At 57.1% G+C, this 18,228-nt stretch carries 17 protein-coding genes; all 17 read right to left on the bottom strand.

Features of this window, described 5'->3' with window-relative positions:
• Positions 1-20: 20 nt before the first annotated feature.
• The gene (gene istB, locus BL8807_RS01950) at positions 21-806 is read right to left on the bottom strand and encodes an IS21-like element helper ATPase IstB (protein ID WP_072723522.1); all 786 of its coding nucleotides are present in this window, start codon (positions 804-806) and stop codon (positions 21-23) included.
• Positions 803-2,272, bottom strand: a complete 1,470-nt coding sequence (gene istA, locus BL8807_RS01955) for an IS21 family transposase (RefSeq protein ID WP_072723520.1) — start codon at positions 2,270-2,272, stop codon at positions 803-805. Before istA (BL8807_RS01955) ends, istB begins: the two co-directional genes overlap by 4 nt.
• A 428-nt stretch (positions 2,273-2,700) precedes the next feature.
• Complete coding sequence (locus BL8807_RS11905) at positions 2,701-2,955, bottom strand: hypothetical protein (protein ID WP_226847412.1); 255 nt, start codon at positions 2,953-2,955, stop codon at positions 2,701-2,703.
• Between the two features lie 132 nt (positions 2,956-3,087).
• On the bottom strand, positions 3,088-3,840 hold the full coding sequence (locus tag BL8807_RS01965) for an ATP-binding protein (protein WP_072723518.1): 753 nt from the start codon (positions 3,838-3,840) through the stop codon (positions 3,088-3,090).
• A gap of 7 nt (positions 3,841-3,847) precedes the next feature.
• On the bottom strand, positions 3,848-5,419 hold the full coding sequence (gene istA, locus BL8807_RS01970; RefSeq protein ID WP_072723516.1) for an IS21 family transposase: 1,572 nt from the start codon (positions 5,417-5,419) through the stop codon (positions 3,848-3,850).
• A gap of 529 nt (positions 5,420-5,948) precedes the next feature.
• Positions 5,949-6,590, bottom strand: a complete 642-nt coding sequence (locus BL8807_RS01975; RefSeq protein WP_193057482.1) for a capsular polysaccharide synthesis protein — start codon at positions 6,588-6,590, stop codon at positions 5,949-5,951.
• Positions 6,548-6,871 carry a capsular polysaccharide synthesis protein gene (locus tag BL8807_RS12085; protein WP_193057483.1) on the bottom strand — a complete coding sequence of 108 codons (324 nt, stop codon included), beginning with the start codon at positions 6,869-6,871 and terminating at the stop codon, positions 6,548-6,550. Before BL8807_RS12085 ends, BL8807_RS01975 begins: the two co-directional genes overlap by 43 nt.
• Before the next feature lie 392 nt (positions 6,872-7,263).
• Entirely contained in the window at positions 7,264-7,593 is a 330-nt protein-coding gene (locus tag BL8807_RS01985) for a hypothetical protein (protein WP_264298328.1), read from the bottom strand.
• Positions 7,594-7,597: 4 nt separating this feature from the next.
• Positions 7,598-8,182 (bottom strand): WlaTC/HtrL family glycosyltransferase, encoded by a 585-nt coding sequence (locus BL8807_RS01990; RefSeq protein WP_193057485.1) that lies wholly within the window; start codon positions 8,180-8,182, stop codon positions 7,598-7,600.
• Positions 8,183-8,208: 26 nt separating this feature from the next.
• Positions 8,209-9,729 carry a lipopolysaccharide biosynthesis protein gene (locus BL8807_RS01995; RefSeq protein ID WP_072723511.1) on the bottom strand — a complete coding sequence of 507 codons (1,521 nt, stop codon included), beginning with the start codon at positions 9,727-9,729 and terminating at the stop codon, positions 8,209-8,211.
• A 182-nt stretch (positions 9,730-9,911) separates the two neighbouring features.
• On the bottom strand, positions 9,912-10,952 hold the full coding sequence (locus BL8807_RS02000) for a glycosyltransferase family 2 protein (protein ID WP_072723509.1): 1,041 nt from the start codon (positions 10,950-10,952) through the stop codon (positions 9,912-9,914).
• 5 nt (positions 10,953-10,957) lie between these two features.
• On the bottom strand, positions 10,958-12,058 hold the full coding sequence (locus BL8807_RS02005; RefSeq protein WP_072723508.1) for a glycosyltransferase family 4 protein: 1,101 nt from the start codon (positions 12,056-12,058) through the stop codon (positions 10,958-10,960).
• Positions 12,055-12,654 (bottom strand): serine O-acetyltransferase, encoded by a 600-nt coding sequence (locus BL8807_RS02010; protein ID WP_072723506.1) that lies wholly within the window; start codon positions 12,652-12,654, stop codon positions 12,055-12,057. Before BL8807_RS02010 ends, BL8807_RS02005 begins: the two co-directional genes overlap by 4 nt.
• A gap of 3 nt (positions 12,655-12,657) precedes the next feature.
• The gene (locus tag BL8807_RS02015) at positions 12,658-13,857 is read right to left on the bottom strand and encodes a hypothetical protein (protein ID WP_072723504.1); all 1,200 of its coding nucleotides are present in this window, start codon (positions 13,855-13,857) and stop codon (positions 12,658-12,660) included.
• Entirely contained in the window at positions 13,854-15,590 is a 1,737-nt protein-coding gene (locus BL8807_RS02020; RefSeq protein ID WP_226847414.1) for a glycosyltransferase, read from the bottom strand. Before BL8807_RS02020 ends, BL8807_RS02015 begins: the two co-directional genes overlap by 4 nt.
• Complete coding sequence (locus BL8807_RS02030; RefSeq protein ID WP_226847416.1) at positions 15,587-16,723, bottom strand: glycosyltransferase family 4 protein; 1,137 nt, start codon at positions 16,721-16,723, stop codon at positions 15,587-15,589. The genes BL8807_RS02020 and BL8807_RS02030 overlap by 4 nt, the downstream gene beginning before the upstream one ends.
• Positions 16,720-18,120 (bottom strand): tyrosine-protein kinase domain-containing protein, encoded by a 1,401-nt coding sequence (locus tag BL8807_RS02035; protein WP_072723503.1) that lies wholly within the window; start codon positions 18,118-18,120, stop codon positions 16,720-16,722. Before BL8807_RS02035 ends, BL8807_RS02030 begins: the two co-directional genes overlap by 4 nt.
• Positions 18,121-18,228: the final 108 nt, after the last annotated feature.

Raw genomic sequence — 18,228 nt, forward strand, 5'->3', positions numbered from 1 at the left:
CCTTGGTCTGGTTTGTTTGGTTATTTGGTCATGAGGGCGTTGCGGCTGCGGTAGCTCTCGCCCTTGAACCGGATGAGCCTGCCGTGGTGGACGGTGCGGTCGACGACCGCGGCGGCCATGTTCGGGTCGCCGAACACCCTGGCCCATCCGGAGAATTCGATGTTGGTGGTGTAGACGACGCTCCTTGTCTCGTAGGAGTCGGAGATAATCTGGAACAGGAGGCGGCTGCCCTCCTCGTCGATGGGGATGTATCCGAGCTCGTCGATGACCAGGAGGCGTGCCTGGCCGATGGCGGCGAGCTCCTTGTCGAGCCGGTTGTCCTGTTTCGCGCGCCTCAGGCGCATGACCAGGCTTGAGGCGGTGAAGAACCTCACCGGTATCCCGGCCCGGCACGCGGCCCGTCCCAGCGCGATTGCGAGGTAGCTCTTGCCGGTGCCGACCGGCCCGTAGAGCACGAGGTCCTCGGCTTTCCCGACGAATTCGAGGCCCTCGAGCTGGCTCCGGCCCCAGCCGGAGGGCATGTCTAGGTTGGTCCAGTCGTATCCGTCGAGCTCCTTGTCGGACGGGAAACCCGCCGTCTTCATCAGCCGGGCGCGTTTGGCCCGGTCGCGTGATTCGAGCTCTGCCTCGAACCAGCGTTCGATGAAGTCGAGCTGGGCGGGCGTGGCCTCGGCCAGCGTGTTGGCGAGCACGCTTCTGGTCAGGGTGAGCTGTTTGCTCATCTCCATGATGCGCTGGCTTTTGGCGATGGTGTCGGCCCTGCGACGACGTGTTTCCGGGATCGCCGGTTCGGGTCTGCTGCTCATGCGTTGTCCTTTCCGGGGTGGTTGAACCGGTCGTACGCGTCGAGGTCGGGCAGGTCGCCGCCGTAGTCGACGTCGCCTTCCGCGATGCGTCTGGCCAGGATCGTCATGTCGGCCTCGGAGAAGCCCCATCCGTGTTGGATGAAGTGGCGGGCGGCTCGCATCGCGGGTTCGAAGCCCGCGGCCTCGCACGCCCTCGCGATGGCCTTGAGACTGGCCTTGAGGGTCTTGTCGTCGGCTTGGTCGAGCCGTTCCCTCACGTCGTCGGGCACGTCGGGTCGGATCGAGCAGTCGCGCCATGCGCCGGGCTTGACGGCCAACAATGGGAACACCTTGGCGGGGTCCTGGATCGTGCGCGCCGACCTGCCGTAGACGCGCGCGAGTTCGGCGAGCGTATGGCCGGCCTCGTCCCTGATGGTGATCGTGGCGGCCCGGATGGCGGCTTCCACGCGCCTGCCGCGCATGTTCGGGCCGATCTGATACCGGTTGGAGTCGATCTCGACGCACCCGTACTTGTCGGCCCTCCTCGTCTCCCACCTCACCGCGTCGAAACGGCATGACGGCAAGGGGCGCAACGCCTTGAGGTCGTCGGCGAACAGGTCGTCGACCGGCACGAGCGCGCGGTAGTGGACGCTCTCGCCCAGCCCGTCGCACTTGGCCAGCATCAGCCTGGTGAGCTGCTCGTGGGTCTCTGCCGCCATGGGCGGGACCATGAGGTTGCGCCTCAGAAAACCGACCGCGTTCTCCACGCTGCCCTTCTCGTTGCCCGAATACGGATTGCAGAAGCGCACGTCGAGCCGGTGGTGGCTGGCGAACGCCTCGAACACGCGCGACAAGGTCACGTTCCCCTTGGAATCCCGGTGGCCCGCGCCGGACGCGTTGTCGATCACGAGCGTGTGCGGGACGCCGCCGATATGCTCGAATATCGCAGTCAGGCCCTCGCAGATGCATTCCGCGTTCTCCGCGGGCAGGCTCGCCGCGTACCGTTTGTTCGAATGCGGGAACGTGACGACCAGGCAATGGTCGTCGACCCACTCGCCAGCCAGACGCGCCTTGGCCATGCCGAAGTCCATCTGCATGCTCCCCGGCGTCCACTCCAGTTCCACGTAGCCGTCGGACGGTTCGCGGTTCGCCGCGCGCCACTCGTCCACGTAGCGCAACACGGTGGAGTACGAGCCCGTGAATCCGTGCTCGTCCCTGAGCCGGTCGTGCACGCGTCTGGCGGTGTGGCGCTGCTTGCGGGGCATGAGACGGTCGGCCTCCAGCCAGCCGTCGACGATGGGCTTGTACTCGTCGAGCATCGATCCCGACCTGCGCCTGGCGGGCGGTTTGGGAGAGCAGTCCTCCATGCTCGCCCACTTCGCGACCGTGCCCCGGTCGATTCCGAGCCTCCTGGCGATCTGCGCGTGCGGCAGGCCCTTCGCGTCGAGCCTCCTGATATCTTGCTGTTTGGACATGGGTATCGTCACTGTCCTTTCCTTCCCCGGGCCGGCGGCAACCGGCCCTTGGCTGCTTATTGGTTTGCAACCCGGGAATCTAACAGGCAGGGGCGAACCCATGGCCGCCCACGCCACCACGGGGATGACGATACTGCGGAAAAACAGCTGCACATCAAGCGGAAAACACCATGCCACTCCTGCCTAAAGAACATTGAACATAAACACTCCTCCACCGACGCGACGCCGACGCCGCCGGTCTGCGCGGTCTTCCGGCCGTCTGACGGCTGCGCGGCCCGGTCCGGTCCGTGTTCCATGGGTTTTTCCATCGCATGCTCCTTGGGTTCGTCGAGCATCCGCCGTTTCCAGTTTCCCGACGACCGACGCCTCCACGCCCAGCCGTTCGGCCGCCCCGCGCGACGTCAACCGTCCGGACGCCACCGCGACCACCGCCTCGCGCTTCAATTCCTCGGGACCGGGCCGCGCCTGAGCAGGCGTTCGCCCGGGGCGAGCTCGTCGATCCACCGGACCAACAGATCCCTGCTCTTCGGATAGCCCAGCATCCGCATGGTGCGGCTCGCCCGCCTGCCGTGCCCGAGGTAATGGTCCACGGCCGCGCGTTTCTGCTCGTCCGTGCAGCGGGCGTAACGCTCCCCGCGCGTCGATGGTATGCCGGTGCGCTCCTCCTCGAGCCGGTCCCGGTACCACACCGGCAAGGCCTCCCTGCTGGGATACCCAGTTCCTGAGTATTTGTAGTGTTTGAGGCCGTTGGTTATTGTGTTTGGAGGCCGGGGTTATGGCGGGGTGAGGCCGGTGACGGACTGGTTGGGCGCCACCGGCCTGTTCGGTTAGTTGTCGAGCATGGTTTGCCCGTGTCGTTGTCTCATGTTGTATTCGCCGGTGTCGATCCATATCGTGTTGTGCACGATGCGGTCGAGGATCGCGTCGGCGATGGTGTCGCCTCCGAGTTGGCGGTGCCATTCCTTGGTCGCCAATTGGGTGGCGAACGCGGTGCTGGCGGTGTCGTAGCGCAGTTCCATGAGTTCGAGGAGGAAGCGTTTGAATGGTTCGTCGGGTTTGTCGACGAGCCATTCGTCGATCGCGAGCAGGTTGTAGGTGGCGTATTTGCGCACGAGCTTGGGCACGCCGCCCGGCTTGCCGGCGGCCACCGTCACCTGCTCGGCCAGGTCGGGCATGCGGATGTAGATGGCGCGGTACCGCGCCCGGCAGGCGGATTTCGCCAGCGCGCACAACAGGTGCGATTTGCCCGAGCCGGTGGCTCCCTGGAACACGGTGTTGAGCCGTTGCTCCAGATAGTTTCCGGTGTCGAGGCCGGCGAGCACGCTCCTGTCGAGCCCGCGTTCCTCCACGAGGTCGATGGTTCTCAGGTCGGCCTGGGGGTAGCGTAGCCCGGCGCGTTTGACCAGGCGTTGGATCTTGGCGTCCATGTGGACGGAGTGGGCGTTGTCGACCGCGAGCCTGACCGTCTCCGCATGGCTCAGGGGCACGATGATTCGCTCGTCCAGGCGTTCGAACGCGTCGAGCAGGTCCTGGGCGCTCATCTCGCGCAGCTTGCGCTTGGTCTCGGTGTCGATGATCATCTGCCCGTCACCTTCCCATGCTCGCGTAGTAGCCGCCGCCGCGCACCCAGCCACCGGCGCCGAGACCATCGCCGATGCCGCCGCCATCGTCGTCGGGGATTTCGTCGGTCCGGTCCTGCCCGGATTCGAGGATCGGCCGGATATGCGAATAGCGTGGCGAGGCGACCGACCGCAACGCCAACGCACACGCGTTCTCCAGGCGTTGCGCGGAATAGCGTTTCGAAAGCCTCAGCACCGCCAGCGCGGGATCCACGCCCTGCTCGTCGAGTCGTTCCGCGGCGAACAGCCTGCCGATCACGGCGGCGCAGCCGGGGCCTATTCGCCGGGCCCATTGCTCGCAGCGTTTCCTGTCCCACGGCTTCCATGTGGCTTTATCGGGAAGGTCGGCCTCGTTCGTCGAATACCTGTTGGCGACGGTGGCGGGCAGGAGCCTGTGCGTGCAGAGCCTGGTGTTTTTGCGCCAGACCTCGAGCGCGCTCGCCCCGATCCGCAAATCCACGGCGGAGCCGACGTACGCGTGCGGGACGGAATACCAGTTGCGCGCCCACGCGACGTGGCCGTTGGCCTGGACCCTCCTGCCGTAGACCCAGTCCGCCACCTCGTACGGCAACGGGGGCAGTGCGATGAGCAGTGGCCTCTCCTCGCTTTCGAACACGGAAAGCCTGGATCCGTCGCGCTTCTGGAACGGGCGGGAATTGTATTCCATGAGCCATGCGCGTATCGCCGCGCGCAGCTCGTCGAGCGAGCCGAATTCACGGTCGCGCATCGCTCCGGCCAACGCCATCGTGGCATGCCACACGGTGTTCTCCACCGAGGGCTTGTCCTTCGGCCTCCTCACCCGTCCGGGCAGCACGGCCGCCGAATAGTGCTCGGCCAGCCCCCGGTACGCGTCGTTCAACACGACCTCGCCCTCACGTGGATGCTTGACCACGCCGGTCTTGAGGTTGTCGCACACCAGGCGCGGCGTGGAACCGCCGAACCACTCGAACATCGCCACATGACAGCGCAGCCACGAGTTCTGCCCCATATCCAGGGCGGGCTCCACGAACGCGTACCGACTGAACGGCAACACGGCCACGAACAGGTGCACCCTCGACGAATCCCCGGTGACCGGATCGACGATCCGCATGGTCTTGCCCGCCCAGTCGACCTCGATCGTCCGGCCGGCCTTGTGCTCCACGCGCGAGGCCACCCCGAGTCCCGCCACATACGCCGCGTACAGCTTGCAGAACCTGTCGTACCCCATATAGGGCTTCCCGGTCTGCCGGCATCCGTCCATGTACTCGCCTTGCAGGATCCTCAACGTCACGCCCACACGCGCCAGCTCACGATGCACCTTCGCCCAGTCCGGCCGTTCGTACGCGCTCTCACGATCACCACGCCCCGGGAACAACAGGGCGTACACCTCGTCATCGGTCTTGCCCGCGACGTCGGCCCAGCCGACACCGGCCGACGTCGCGGCATCGAGCGTTTCCGCGACGCTTCGGCGCGCGATCCCCTGGGATTTCGCGATCGCGCGGCCCGACAGACCCTGCTCGCTCAGGCGCAGGATCGTCTTTGCCTTGATTTTCCGTACCATTAAAGGCAACTCCTTTCACCACACGTCCCTCGCATGGTGAAAGGAGCCTAACCAACCATGGTCTCCGACCGCAATAACCCCGGCCTCGAAACAAAATGACCCACAAAACCCACAACGGCCCCCAACCGCAATAACCACGGACCTCAACAAATCAAATAATCAGTTCCCGCACCACATCCGCGGCGCAACACCCGTACTTGACGTACAGGCCCGCCGCCCGATCCCGCTGCTCCCTCGTATACCTCACGATGACGTCCTTTCCGACTCAACGAGTCCAAGAAAACGTCACCACCTCGTCCAGCCGACACGAACTTGACAAAACACAGCCCCTCCTACGGATCCACACGCCGCTACCTCGACATGTCCCGGTTCGATGGCAACCTACAAGCAACGAACTGAACACCACACCAGGAACAGGCGGAACCAAAAGTGTGCGAACCTTCGGGCACTATCAGAAAGTTCGCAGCCCCTATCAACATGATTCTTAATTAAGCGATGATTGTTCGCGCATCTTTGCAAACCAATCTCCTTAATAGCGTGCCACAATCCTTGCAACCATCTCATCAAAAGATAAAAGATTGTAGCAGTATTTTTTTATCAATGAGATTGATAAGTCGTCATAATACGCTTTTCTTGCTAACTTATGGATATAAGTGAATTCATCAAGTTGCTTTCCGTTAGAGACAAAATCTTTTGATAACATATGCTGAAGAATCTCGCAGCCAGTATTATTATTAGGTATTAAAATATTCTCCTGTTGAAATAATTCTATATATGACAAACCTACAATCGCCATATCATTGAAAATTAAGTATTCAATACAGAAATCATTTCTGCACCAATATTCTAAAAGAACTTCGTATAAGTATTGCAAGAATAAAGATCCTTTTTGACAGGCAAGGAAATAGGTAGCAAATTTAGATGTCTGAGGCATTGTTGACATATCTTTTTTAGCTAAACGAACGCCTTTCGCATAATAGAACGGATGGGAAAGGATCTCCAAAGGAATGCTTTTGCTCAAAAGAACCGTTGAATCCAACCAGATTCCACCATTCTGATGCAGAGTAGCACATCTTAGAATATCGGAGAAAAAGGCAGGTTCTATTATTCCAGCATTAAACCTATCAATTATTTTTCCCGGAAGAGACACATACTGATCGTAATTATCCAAAGTAAGTATTCTATAATCAAATTGCCCCCCTCCAAAACACTCTTTTGATTATGAACAACAGCACGAATCAACTCGGGAGCACTGTTGATTCCCGTTAACCAACAGGTCCATACAGGCACCCTATCCGTCTTGAGAAAAGGAATTGCGGTTTCCGTACGTTTATTATAATCACGGAAAAGAAAATCATATTCTTTTCGGATATATTTTTGAGTTTCTTTTGAAAAGAAAGAATAAACCTGGTCTATTCTTTTCTTTGAAATCAAAAACTGACAATTCTCCATTTTCCTTATCAGCAAAGGAATGAACATACTCGTAAGATATGGCTTATTGGTTAACCGAAAATCATTTATCATTAGCATCTCCCAAAAAGGTAGCGTCTGAGATTTACCCTCCCCGGACTCTGTCCGGTGTGGGTAGCGCCCGAAGGTCTGCGTACTTTGGTCATTGCCCGCCTGTGGCGCGATGTTCAGTTCGCTGCTTGTAGGTTGCCATCGAGTCGGGACATATCGAGGTAGCGGCGTGTGGACCATTCGGTGGGGACGATGCGGCGGATTTTGTCGCGGTAGTGCCCGAAGGCTTGCGCACTTTGGTCATTGCCCGTCCGTGGTGCGTTGACCAAAGTGCGCAAGATCTCGGGCGCTAGGGGCTGCGGACGTTTTCTTGGAGATGTTTCCTATGCGAGAGTGATTGTTCGCATCATGTGTCGGAATTGGCGGATGCTGTGCTTCAGGCAAAGTTTGGCCCAATGGTATCGTTGCCTCGCGGAGATGGTTTTCTCGTCGTCGCCGTATGGCACGGCCTGCGTGCGGGACGCCTCGCCAGTGTAGTCGCGTAGCGGGGAGAACCAGCTGCTGGGTAGTATGGCGTAGTGCTCCGGGTTCCATCGCGCGCACATCTGCAGCACGATTTGGTCGTCGTCGATCATGCCGCAGCATAACAGGTGGAGGTATTGCTCGCGCACGTCGTCGTAGATACGGCGCGCGTATCCGGTTTTAACGACCAAGCAATCACCTTGGATGAACGTGTCGGTGCGTCGCACGATGTCGAACACGGGGGCGTCGTCCGGTCGTTTGACCGCGAAGATCGTCACGTCTTTCTCGAAGCCCCCCCCCCCCCCACCGCATGTCGAAGAACTCAGGGTCTGGATAGAGCGTGCCGCCGTGGTCGAACCCAAAATCGATCCATGCCAGATGCTCCGTATGCGCGGTCGCGGCAGCTTGCTGCATGCACCAGTATTTGAGCGCCATCACGTAGTCGTATTCGGCTTTTGCCACTTCAGGCTTGTCCGGGAAGAGGCTGTAGGGAGGGTACGTTCTCGCCGTCGAGCGCATGAGGGCCAGCAGCTGCGGGTCGATCGTGGCGTGGTCGTCGATCATGACGACCGTGGTGTTGGCGCGACCGAAATCCGAGCGGATTCGTTCGACTTTCGGCGCTATTTCGGGGGTGGTGTACACGATGAGATCGTTGCGCATGCGCGCCCAATGGGCGAAGTAGTCCAGATATTTCTGGTCGCTGCGGGTGGAGTCGGACCAGTCCCCACGTCCGATGGGGAAGAACGCCGTAACCAAGGTGATCGATGTGTCGTCAGCCATGCTGATTTATCCTCTCTCTTACTTTCTTACTTCCGAACGATTTTGCGGATGATGACAGAGCGTTCACGTCGCCCTAGCAGCACAAGCGTGTCCACCGCGCAGGTAACGAAGGCCGTGAGAGCGCATCCGGCAAGCAACCCAGGCCAGCCATCGTGCTGCACGGGTATCGCCTCACCTGCCCAGTAGCCCAAGGTCGCGGCCAGCACGGTGGCAGTTATGTACTGCATGTAGATTAGATAGAACATACGCCGCCGAATGTGTAGGCATCTCGCGGCGTAGATAGGCACGAAGGTGAGGTTCGCGACGATGCTGACCAGCTGAGACACGGCACCGACCGCGTAGATGCCCCAATCCGTCAGTTCGACGCACGCCAGCGTCAGGGCCAGCGAGGCCACGCCGCATCCGAGCCATGCCAGGGAGTAGTTGCGCAGCCGGTTGACCAGCAGCGGCACATTCTGCAGGGTGATGGCCACACCTGAAAGGAAGAACCCGCCCATGGTGAACACCATCAGCACGTAAATCATGTGCGCGTCCTGCCCGGGCTGCCACAATGTGATGAATGCCTCGCCATTGACCAGAAGGGTCACGAACACGATGTTGGTGAAGAACCCGGTGATACGCATGCTAGACGCGAGCTCACGAAACAGTTCGTCAGGTCTGCCCTGCGCGAACAGTCGGGTCTGCTCGGGCGAGAACAACCCCGATATGGTGCCCATCAGGCCGGAGATCGCGTTGGGTACGACCTGCGCAATGGAGAGGTAACCCATGTGAAGGGGGCTAATCGCAAGATTCGCAATCAGCAGGCTCAGCCCGTCCTGCAGGATCTGCTGCAGCTTGATCACGGTGTTCCAGACGCCGCTGGACAGCATCTCCCACGTGGTCCTCCACGACACCGCCGATTTACGGAACCGCAACTCGGGCGTCAGACGCCGCGTATACGCGAAGTTCATGCCGGCCATCACCAACGTGCCCAAGCAGGTGGCCATGCCCACGAACAACACATACGTGGGGAACAAGGCGAAGCACGCAACCATCACTACGACGCGCGTCAATGAGTACGCTATATTCGCCAGGCTAGACAGATACAGCTTGTTCCTGACGAACGTCGCCACGTTCAGCACCGTGCTCAATGCGGACACCACGAAATTCAGATACACGAAGAAGAACAGGCACTTGACGTCGGTCACCAGATGAGGCGAGATGTTGATGACATGCTCCAGTCCTAGGATCAACGGGACCGCGACCGCGCTCAGCATGAGGGCCAGCAGCACGTTGGCCGCGAGCGTGGACGAGAAATACCCATCCGCCTTGCGTTTGTCCCCGTGATGCCAGGCCACGGTGATGAACCTGCCAGCCACGGAATTCAACGCGATTGTGAACAGAGTCGCGTATCCCACCATATTATTCGCCAACCCCACGAAACCATACGCTTCCGCGCCCACACGCCCCACGATGAACGGAGTGACCGCGAAACCGATCCCAAGATTCACCGCGAAATTCACCAGACTCGCGGCAAGATTGATCACAAACTGCTTCTTATTGCCCATACCACCTCTTTCTTCCAGCATATTCAAGATAGGATTGCTGCATCTGGGTAGCTTCGTTCATGTCATATATCCTGCTTGACGCACAGCTTCGACTCCAGCGGACCAATCTGAGCCATGAGATGCGCGTAATACGCCTTCGATACCCCATTGCCAAATCGAATCGACGTGGTGTTTTGCGATCATTATCTTCCTCCACGTATCCGTTTCACAAATGCGACAGCCCATCCATATGCAGACAGTATTAACGGATTATTCGTATCCAGAACTCTCTTGGTAATCTCATTGCGCAAGCCGGCAGTCTGTATTTCGCGGCATACCTGTTTCACCAGTTCGTCGTCTGCGATGGTTTGGATCATCGCTCGACGAAGGCGTTTCGTCTCCTTAGAACAATCCTCATAAAGAAAACTCAGAATCACACCTGTCTGAAATACAAACTCATTAGCGAACAAATTCAGCGCTTGGTCGCTCCAATCACGGAGCAAAACCCTTTCATGCGCATAGAGCTTGCGGCGATCAATGAACCAACGAGGATTAAACCGATTGCATAGGCTGCCAGACCGCGATATATAGTGGTAGGCTGCATCCGGAATGCAGACAAGCCTGTCAAGATTCGTATACAAGGATACGTTGAACAATGAGTCCTCGCCTACATTCACAGTCTCGTCAAAACGCGCTTTACATTCATCAAGGAACGCTTTCCAGTACAGCTTGTTCCACGCGGGAATACAGTAGCTCGACTGCATCAGTGTCGGTATCAGCGACTTAACTTCATCATTACACTCAGTCGCCGCGAACGTCATGGTGTTTGTCCCCAGCAGAGAGTACTTACCACAGTCATAACGTTCATTGATAGTGCCGCAAATCACCATCTGCGCTTGGTGAGACAATGCTTGTCTTGTCATTGTTTCAATCATGTCGGGCTCGATATAGTCATCGCTGTCAATGAAACACACATATGTTCCGTACGCGATATCCAGGCCAGCATTTCTTGCAGAGCCCAAGCCACCGTTAACCTTGTGGACTACTCGAATACGATTATCACGTTCTGCCCATGCATCGCACAGCGCCGGACAGTTATCCGGTGATCCATCATCCACCAGAACAATGTCCAACGCCTGATACGTCTGATCGACGATACTCGATACGGATTTCTCCAAATATTGTTCAACACCATACACAGGTACGATAACCGACACTACAGGCTTCTCACCCTGTTGTTCCATGCTCGTCAACTCCTTTTCCTTACCACACTCTCCAACAGCTGCCTCCACTGCGTTTGTATCGACCTCAGTTCGAATGTTTCAACATCATCCTGCGCATGCTGCGACATGTCCCGACGTAGCGAGGCATCGTTCATCAGCGCAGCAATGGATTCGCTCAAAGAAGGAACGTCGAAGCATGGCGCAAGTCTGCCGTTCACATTGTCCATCATCACTTCGTTCGGCCCGGTCGGACAATCGAAGCTCACTATCGGCAACTTGTACGCTTTAGCCTCCAACAACACCATAGGTAATCCCTCAAATCGTGAGGTCATCACGAACATGGCGGCTTTCCGGTACCATGTGTCCATATCACTCACACGTCCCTCAAGCGTGAGCTGGTCACCGATGCCGGCCTCTTGTATTTTCCGCTCCAACATCGGTCGATCCTCGCCTTCTCCAAGAATGGACCAGTGCCAATCAGGATGGGCAGGCAATACCTGCGAGGCCACATCTACCAGCATGTCAAAACCCTTCTGGTAGGTCAGGCGTCCGGAGCTGAGGATGAGTTTGGATTCCTGGTCGTACACCGGTTCCGGATCTGGTTTCGTCATCGGATTTGGAATGGCAGCTACAGGGCACTTCAGTTTGAGGTGCTGTTCGTACAATGCTTTGTCCGCTTTGGTCAACGTGACAATGGCGTCTGCGGAACGCGCAGCCCAACGACGGGTAAGCTTGCGGTACGGCACTCCGGGATTCTGTAAATAGTTGAAGTGCTCCCAAGAGATGACCTTCACGCCGGTCAACTTCTTTACGAACAATGAATACATGTCGAGAATGCCATCGATATCCACCAGAACATCAATATGCTGTTCCAAAACAATGCGTTTCAACCTCAAGCAGGTATCGAAGTAATGCTGGATGCCATGTGTGGGCTCGGCGTATATCGTGAACCGATTGATATGCCGGTCGATGGCGAAGAACGGTTGATCCGATTCCTCGAACAGACTGATGAAAGAAATCCGGTAATCTTCAATGTCTGCAAGGGCATTGGCAATCATAATGCCGACGTTTTCCGTTCCACCGGAACGGCTGATGTCACCGGAAAAGAAACCGATATGGACACTCATCTGCGCCCCCCAACAGCAACAGAATAATCCTCATCCGGCACAAGGTTCTCGACCAGATTGTGGCAGTATCCTGCTGTGGCATTGTCACGATGAATTATCCGCGCGGGGTTGCCTATTACAATGCTGTGATCAGGCACGTCGAAATTCACATACGCGTTAGGGGCGATCAGAACATCATTCCCAATACGAATGCCACCGACGAGCACCGCGTTCGATCCAATCCAGACACGATTGCCAAGATGAGGAACGCCCACATTGCTTCCCCGGTTCTCCTGCCCGATCACCACGCCGGGGCTGAGGTTGACGTTGCTTCCGAGGCGAGCTTCGCCATTCACAATTACAGTGCCTCGATGCCCGATAAATAGGCCAGCGCCAATAGTCGCGCCATACCCAATTTGGAAGCCTGTCTTTATCGACAAGCGTAAAAGTCGGAAACGATACCAGTAATGCAGCACACCTCGCGGACAAGCTTGTGCCTTACGTAGCACGGACGTGTAGCGGAATCCTTGCTGCTCCAAACGCAATTTCAGATGACTACCGTCACGTCCCAAGTATTGTCTGCAATCAGTAGCAATCAGTGTGTTCGCACGGGTCATAGCTTATTCCTTTGCAAACTCATGTTCTCGCGAAGTCAGGGGAACCCGCTGATAACGATTTAGCACCAGTAACAAGAGCACTGGGAAGGTAGCTGCCTCGTGTCTGGTCCACGAGCCAAAGTCTGGCTCGAAAATAAAAGACGCAAGTACATAACCCAAAAACACACACAAGGCCAGAAACAGCACAGGATCTTTGATTCGATTAATCTGTCGAAGCAGATTCACTAAATAAAACGTTACCAACGTCTGAAACACGAAAAAAGGTAGATAATAAGCACCACGCATGGCAAGTTCAATAGGAATCATCATTCGGAACGCATTGATCACGTAATTCACCATGAATATAGGAAGACCTTCTCCTGCAACCCAATTCTGGATGAATGTGGATGAGTCCGTGTTACCGTCAAACGCCTCATCGTATCCTGCGCGCAGACTGAGCACTTGATCATATTCGTCAGGCATAATACGGCTAGCTACTGCCAGCATTATATAAATCAAGCCTAATAAGATAACAACAATCAATAATACAGAGCCCACATGCAACTCACTGCGACAGCGAAAAAACTGCAACACTGCATATACCGCCAGAACAAGTGCGGCAATCAGAATGTAATACTCGCGAAAGAACGTACTTTCGTAATACAGCACGCCTGCGCTCAACAGTATTTTCAATGTCGAACTGTTGATTGGCAGTATCAGCACCAAATACACGCCAAAGAAGAATGCAAACTGGATAACATCCTTGCCGATGGTGAAGATATAGATGTTCAGCAATCCCACAGTGGCGAGAATGAATAACGACTGTAAGAGATCCGGCGCATCCGCGTGCATGATTAGCACTGCGGCAAGCGCGGTGAGAAGCACTCCCAAGCACAGCGACCAGTCGAGCATAGTGCTCAACCGAGGAAAGTTCAATGAGGCAAACAGATCCGATGCAACGCGATAGCTGCCTTCCCACTCCTGCATGCCACTACTATCTTGCAAGCCCAGTGTGGCATTTACCATGCCAAGGATGCGGTTGTTGTCGTAGAAATACTTATCCGGCAAGAAGAACGCCACCATGCATTTGGCGATGATCATCACCGGCAGAATGCAGGCAAGCAGCGCGTTCTTGTTGCGCGTTTCCCATCGGGTTCTGAGCACACGCAATTGTCGCCGGTCTAACGGCTGTCCATGCATGTGGCGTGCGCGAACGTCACTCATCGGCATACCTCTTGGTCTGCATGCTCTGCTTTGTTCAGCTCAGCGCAGTAGAAATCCTGCAGCCATACGGCATTCTGCACGATATCAAAACCGGCATTGGCAACAAGGTCCGCGCCTTGTGCACGGTCAGCAACGTTAGGATTGTTGCGCTGTGCCAGAATTCCCTTCGCCCATTCATCCGGCGTGGCGTCCAACGGCACAATTTGTGTATTGGCGATGATGTCGCATTGGGCGGGAACCCGGTCGGAGATGGTGCACGGCAGTCCGGACGCCTGCGCCTCGATCATGGTGACGGGCAATCCTTCAAACAGGCTGGGGAGTACAAAGGCGTCCATACCTTGCATAATGCGGTTCACGTCCTCGCGCACGCCAAGGAATCGCACAGCGTTATGCAACCCCAGTTGATCCACCTTGGAGCGGATCTGGTTCTTGAGCTCGTCGTTCAGTTCGCCTCCACCCACCAGCCAAAGCACGGAATCTGGGTTCTGGTCATGAACGGCCTTGAAGATGTCGATCAGGAAGGTGTGGTTCTTCTGGGGGAAGAACCGGCCCACGTGCCCCATCACGAACGTGCTGTCGCTGGTGACGCCGAATTCCTCACGCACCACACGAGCCACATCCGCATCATAGCGGTAGAGGCTGGTATCGATCGCGTTGCGCTGCTGGACCACCTTGTCTCGGTTCTTCTCACCGAACAGCCAATCACCGGCTTCCTGCCCACAGGCGAACATGTGGGTCGTCACGGACGGCAGGCGCAAACGGAAGTATTCGCGGAAAATCGATTTGAGGTCGAATCCCACAGGGCGGTTGTGCGCGTGCGCGATACGCACCGGCACGTCGAGCTTTTTGGCCTCCTTCAGGCCGAAGTAGCTGCGCTCCTCGAGGTTGGAGTGGATGATGCGGTATTCCGGATGAGCCCTGAGGAATGCGCGAATCTGCTGCTTGTACTTGCCGAAGTACTGCGGATACATCGGGCACATGCGGTAGATGCGTCCGCCGAGTTGCTTGATCTCCGGCTCATAGGCGGCCTCGTATTCACGGTTGACGAGGAAGTCGTAGGTCACTTTACTGCGGTCGAAGTGGCGCAGATAGTTCATCATCATCGTTTCGGCACCACCGCGGTCCATCACGGTGTCAAGCACAAGCACTCGCATCGGCTTATCTCCCTCGTGGGATTCCCCGCTTGCCGAATCACCGTCTGTATTGTGCTCCTGCACGTTGCTGCCCGGTGCCGAAACCACATTCTCCCGGCGGATGGCGCTGACGGACAGTTCCTGATCGAGCTTCACCACGGAATCGGCGGGCACATCGCCGCTGATCACGCAGCCGGCGCCGATCACGGTGTTGTCGCCGATGGTCGAGCCTTTGAGGATGGTCACATTGCTGCCGATCCAACAATGCCGTCCGATGGTCACCGGCGCCTCGGCATAGCCTTGGTCTTTGATGGCGAGCGAGGGGTCCGCGAAACGGTGATTGTGATCATAGATGTGCACATTCTCGCCGAAAATCGTCTCCGAACCGATGGTGATGCCCGCACGCGCATGCAGACCGCAGCCGTTGTTGAAGAACACATTGTCGCCAAGCTGAATCCGCGCGCCGTTCTCCACCGTAGCTTGGAAGCCCTTGCGCATGTGGAAGCCGCTTCCCCAGGTGAAGTGGTGCCCGTACACAAGTTTGTAGAACAGCTTGAGCATCAGTCCGGTGATGCGGTACCAAAGTTTGATGACGATCATCGCAGATATGCCTCCGTGATCCTACGTAACATACGTTCCAACGTGAATCGGTCGAGATAGGTCTGGCGCACTTGTTCAGACGGAATTCGACGGTCCAACAGCTCCAACACGGCGTCCGCGCCGGCTTCAGCGTCTCCTATGGGGAACAGCAAGCCGTTATGATGAGGCTCCACCACCTCGTCGTTGCCGGTCACATCGGTCGCGGCGATCGGAACACCGGCGCGCAACGCCTCCACCAGCGAATACGGCATGCCCTCATACAGGGATGTGAGCAGGTACACGTCGAATGCGCCGACGATACGTTCGGCATCCGGCCTATAACCAAGCAGGTGCACATTGGCCTCAACGCCATGCTCGGCGGCGAAACCGCGCATTCGTTCCTCATAGGGGCCGTCCCCCACGTAGATGACGTGCGTGTCCGGCCGACGTTCAATCACTTTCGCGGCCACGGCAATGGAAGTCATCGGATCCTTCTGCTCCACCAGTCTGGCGGTCACTCCCACCACGGGAGCATCCGCCGGAATGGTTTGGCCAAGCCCCAACACATCCAGCGCCTCCGCACGGGACGGCATGACGATATCACGGACGCCGTTGTACACGGTTTCGAACTTGCTCGGATTATCCAGCCGCTCGGCCAGCGCGGCCCGCCGTTCGCCCTCGCTCACATTGAAGGTCAGCGTGGTGGCGTGGCGGGAGAACCATCGTTCCAACCCGACAAACACCATGCGTTTCTTCCCTGAGAATTCAGGAGCTTGGAAGGAATAGGCGTGCGGCGTGTAGAACACCTTACGCACTCCGCACTGTTTGGCGGTGAGACGACCGATAATACCCGCTTTGGAACTGTGGCAATGCACGATGCCCGGCTTGAACTCTCGGATTACGCGCTTGACGAATCTTAGGGCACGAAGCTCGTGTTGGGGACTGATCGGGCGCACCAAATCGTCACAGGGAATCAGCCTCGCCCGCTTAGCCATGCCAGGTAGGGCAGCAGCGAAATACTCATCCACACGCGATGTGCCATACACCAACGCGATATCAAACAGTTCCGGGTCGAGTCCATTCACCAAATCAACCACATGACGGCTGGAGCCGCCCATCGATTCAATGATGAGCAACAGGCGGTGTTTGTTCACTGCTCGGCCTTCTCGGTCGGCTCATGTGACTTCTCGGACGTTCCCTGCGAGGAATGCTTTGCCGCCTTGTCTGAGTAATAGTAGTCCCCTTTTCCGCGCTGTTCCTTGACCATATCGACCACAGCGCCGGCAGGCTTCACTCCGACCAGTTCGAACTCTTCGGCAGAGGCCTTCAAGGTCTTTTTCTGAGCCACGCCTTGGCCCACCACCATCAGCAACGTTCCGCCTTCCTTGGCGAATACGGCAGAATCATTGGCCACACTCATCGGAGTGGAATCCACAATAACGTTGTCGTACTGCTTGGCGGCCGCGTGCAAAAGCATATTCATGGCCTTGGAATTGATCAGAATAGAGGGATTGGCTTGCTGCTCCCCTGCGGGCATGACATGAAAAGTAGGTTTCCAATACTGCTGAATGGCCTCATCGAGTTTAGCCTGCCTGGCAAGCACATGGGCAAGCCCCACCTTGCCGTTAATCCCCAATACCCCGGCCATGGAAGGCTTGCGCAGGTCCGTGTCGATCAGCAAAACAGTACGGCCTCTTTCCGCAATGGCGGCAGCCAAATTCACAGCGATCGTGGTCTTACCCTCAGACGCGTCAGAAGACGCCACAACAATCACATTCGACATATCCGTTTTGTCCGGAACGATGAAATCGAGGTTCAAGGCCAAGCGACGAATGTCTTCGGCGGCCTTGCTGGAGGGATCGGAGATAACCGCTGGCGCCGTTCCCCTGAACGTATCCGACTTCGGCACCGAGCTGATGACGGGGGAATACAGAATCCGCTGTATATCAGCGGTATCTCGCACACGTTTGTCGGATACGTCAATGACGACGATCACCACCAAGGCCAGCACCAGACCAGCCAAGGTTCCCATGAATATCAGACGGGGCTTGTTCGGAGATACCGGAGAGCTCGGAGCCACGGCCCGCTCGATGACGGAGAACTGCAGACCATTGAACAATCCCGTCTCATTGCTGGCGAAGCTGTCGTCCTCGATTTGCTGCACGAGACTGTCATAAACGGCATTGGCGATATCCGCGGCTTGCTGCGAATCAGAACTGGTCGCGGTGACGGTCATCAGGCCGCTGGCATCCACTGAGGCGCTTACCGATGAGGCCATAGCATCAACCGACGTGTCAAGGTCCAGCTCATCGATCACCGGCTCCAGCACAGCCGAGGAAGTGGCCACACGCGAGACGACTCCCATACGTGAATCACTCGTCGAGCCGTCAGCAGCCGCGGACTGCGCATTGGTGACGGCCGTCACGGACGCACTGTATTCGGGCACCGTGGTCTGTACCACACACACAGTGACGGCAAGCGAGACCACCAATACAGCCAAGCCCACAATCCAATGCTTTTTGATCATCTGCAAAATATCGGCGATACTCAACTGGCTATCCTCCCTTGACTCTGACTGCCGCGCAGAGCACACGTCTCATATCTAAGCACGAGGGGGGTACCCCATCATAATCGGAAAGCACATCATCAATATATGCTT

Origin of the sequence: Bifidobacterium lemurum (assembly GCF_014898175.1) — a bacterium.
GTDB lineage: Bacteria > Actinomycetota > Actinomycetes > Actinomycetales > Bifidobacteriaceae > Bifidobacterium > Bifidobacterium lemurum.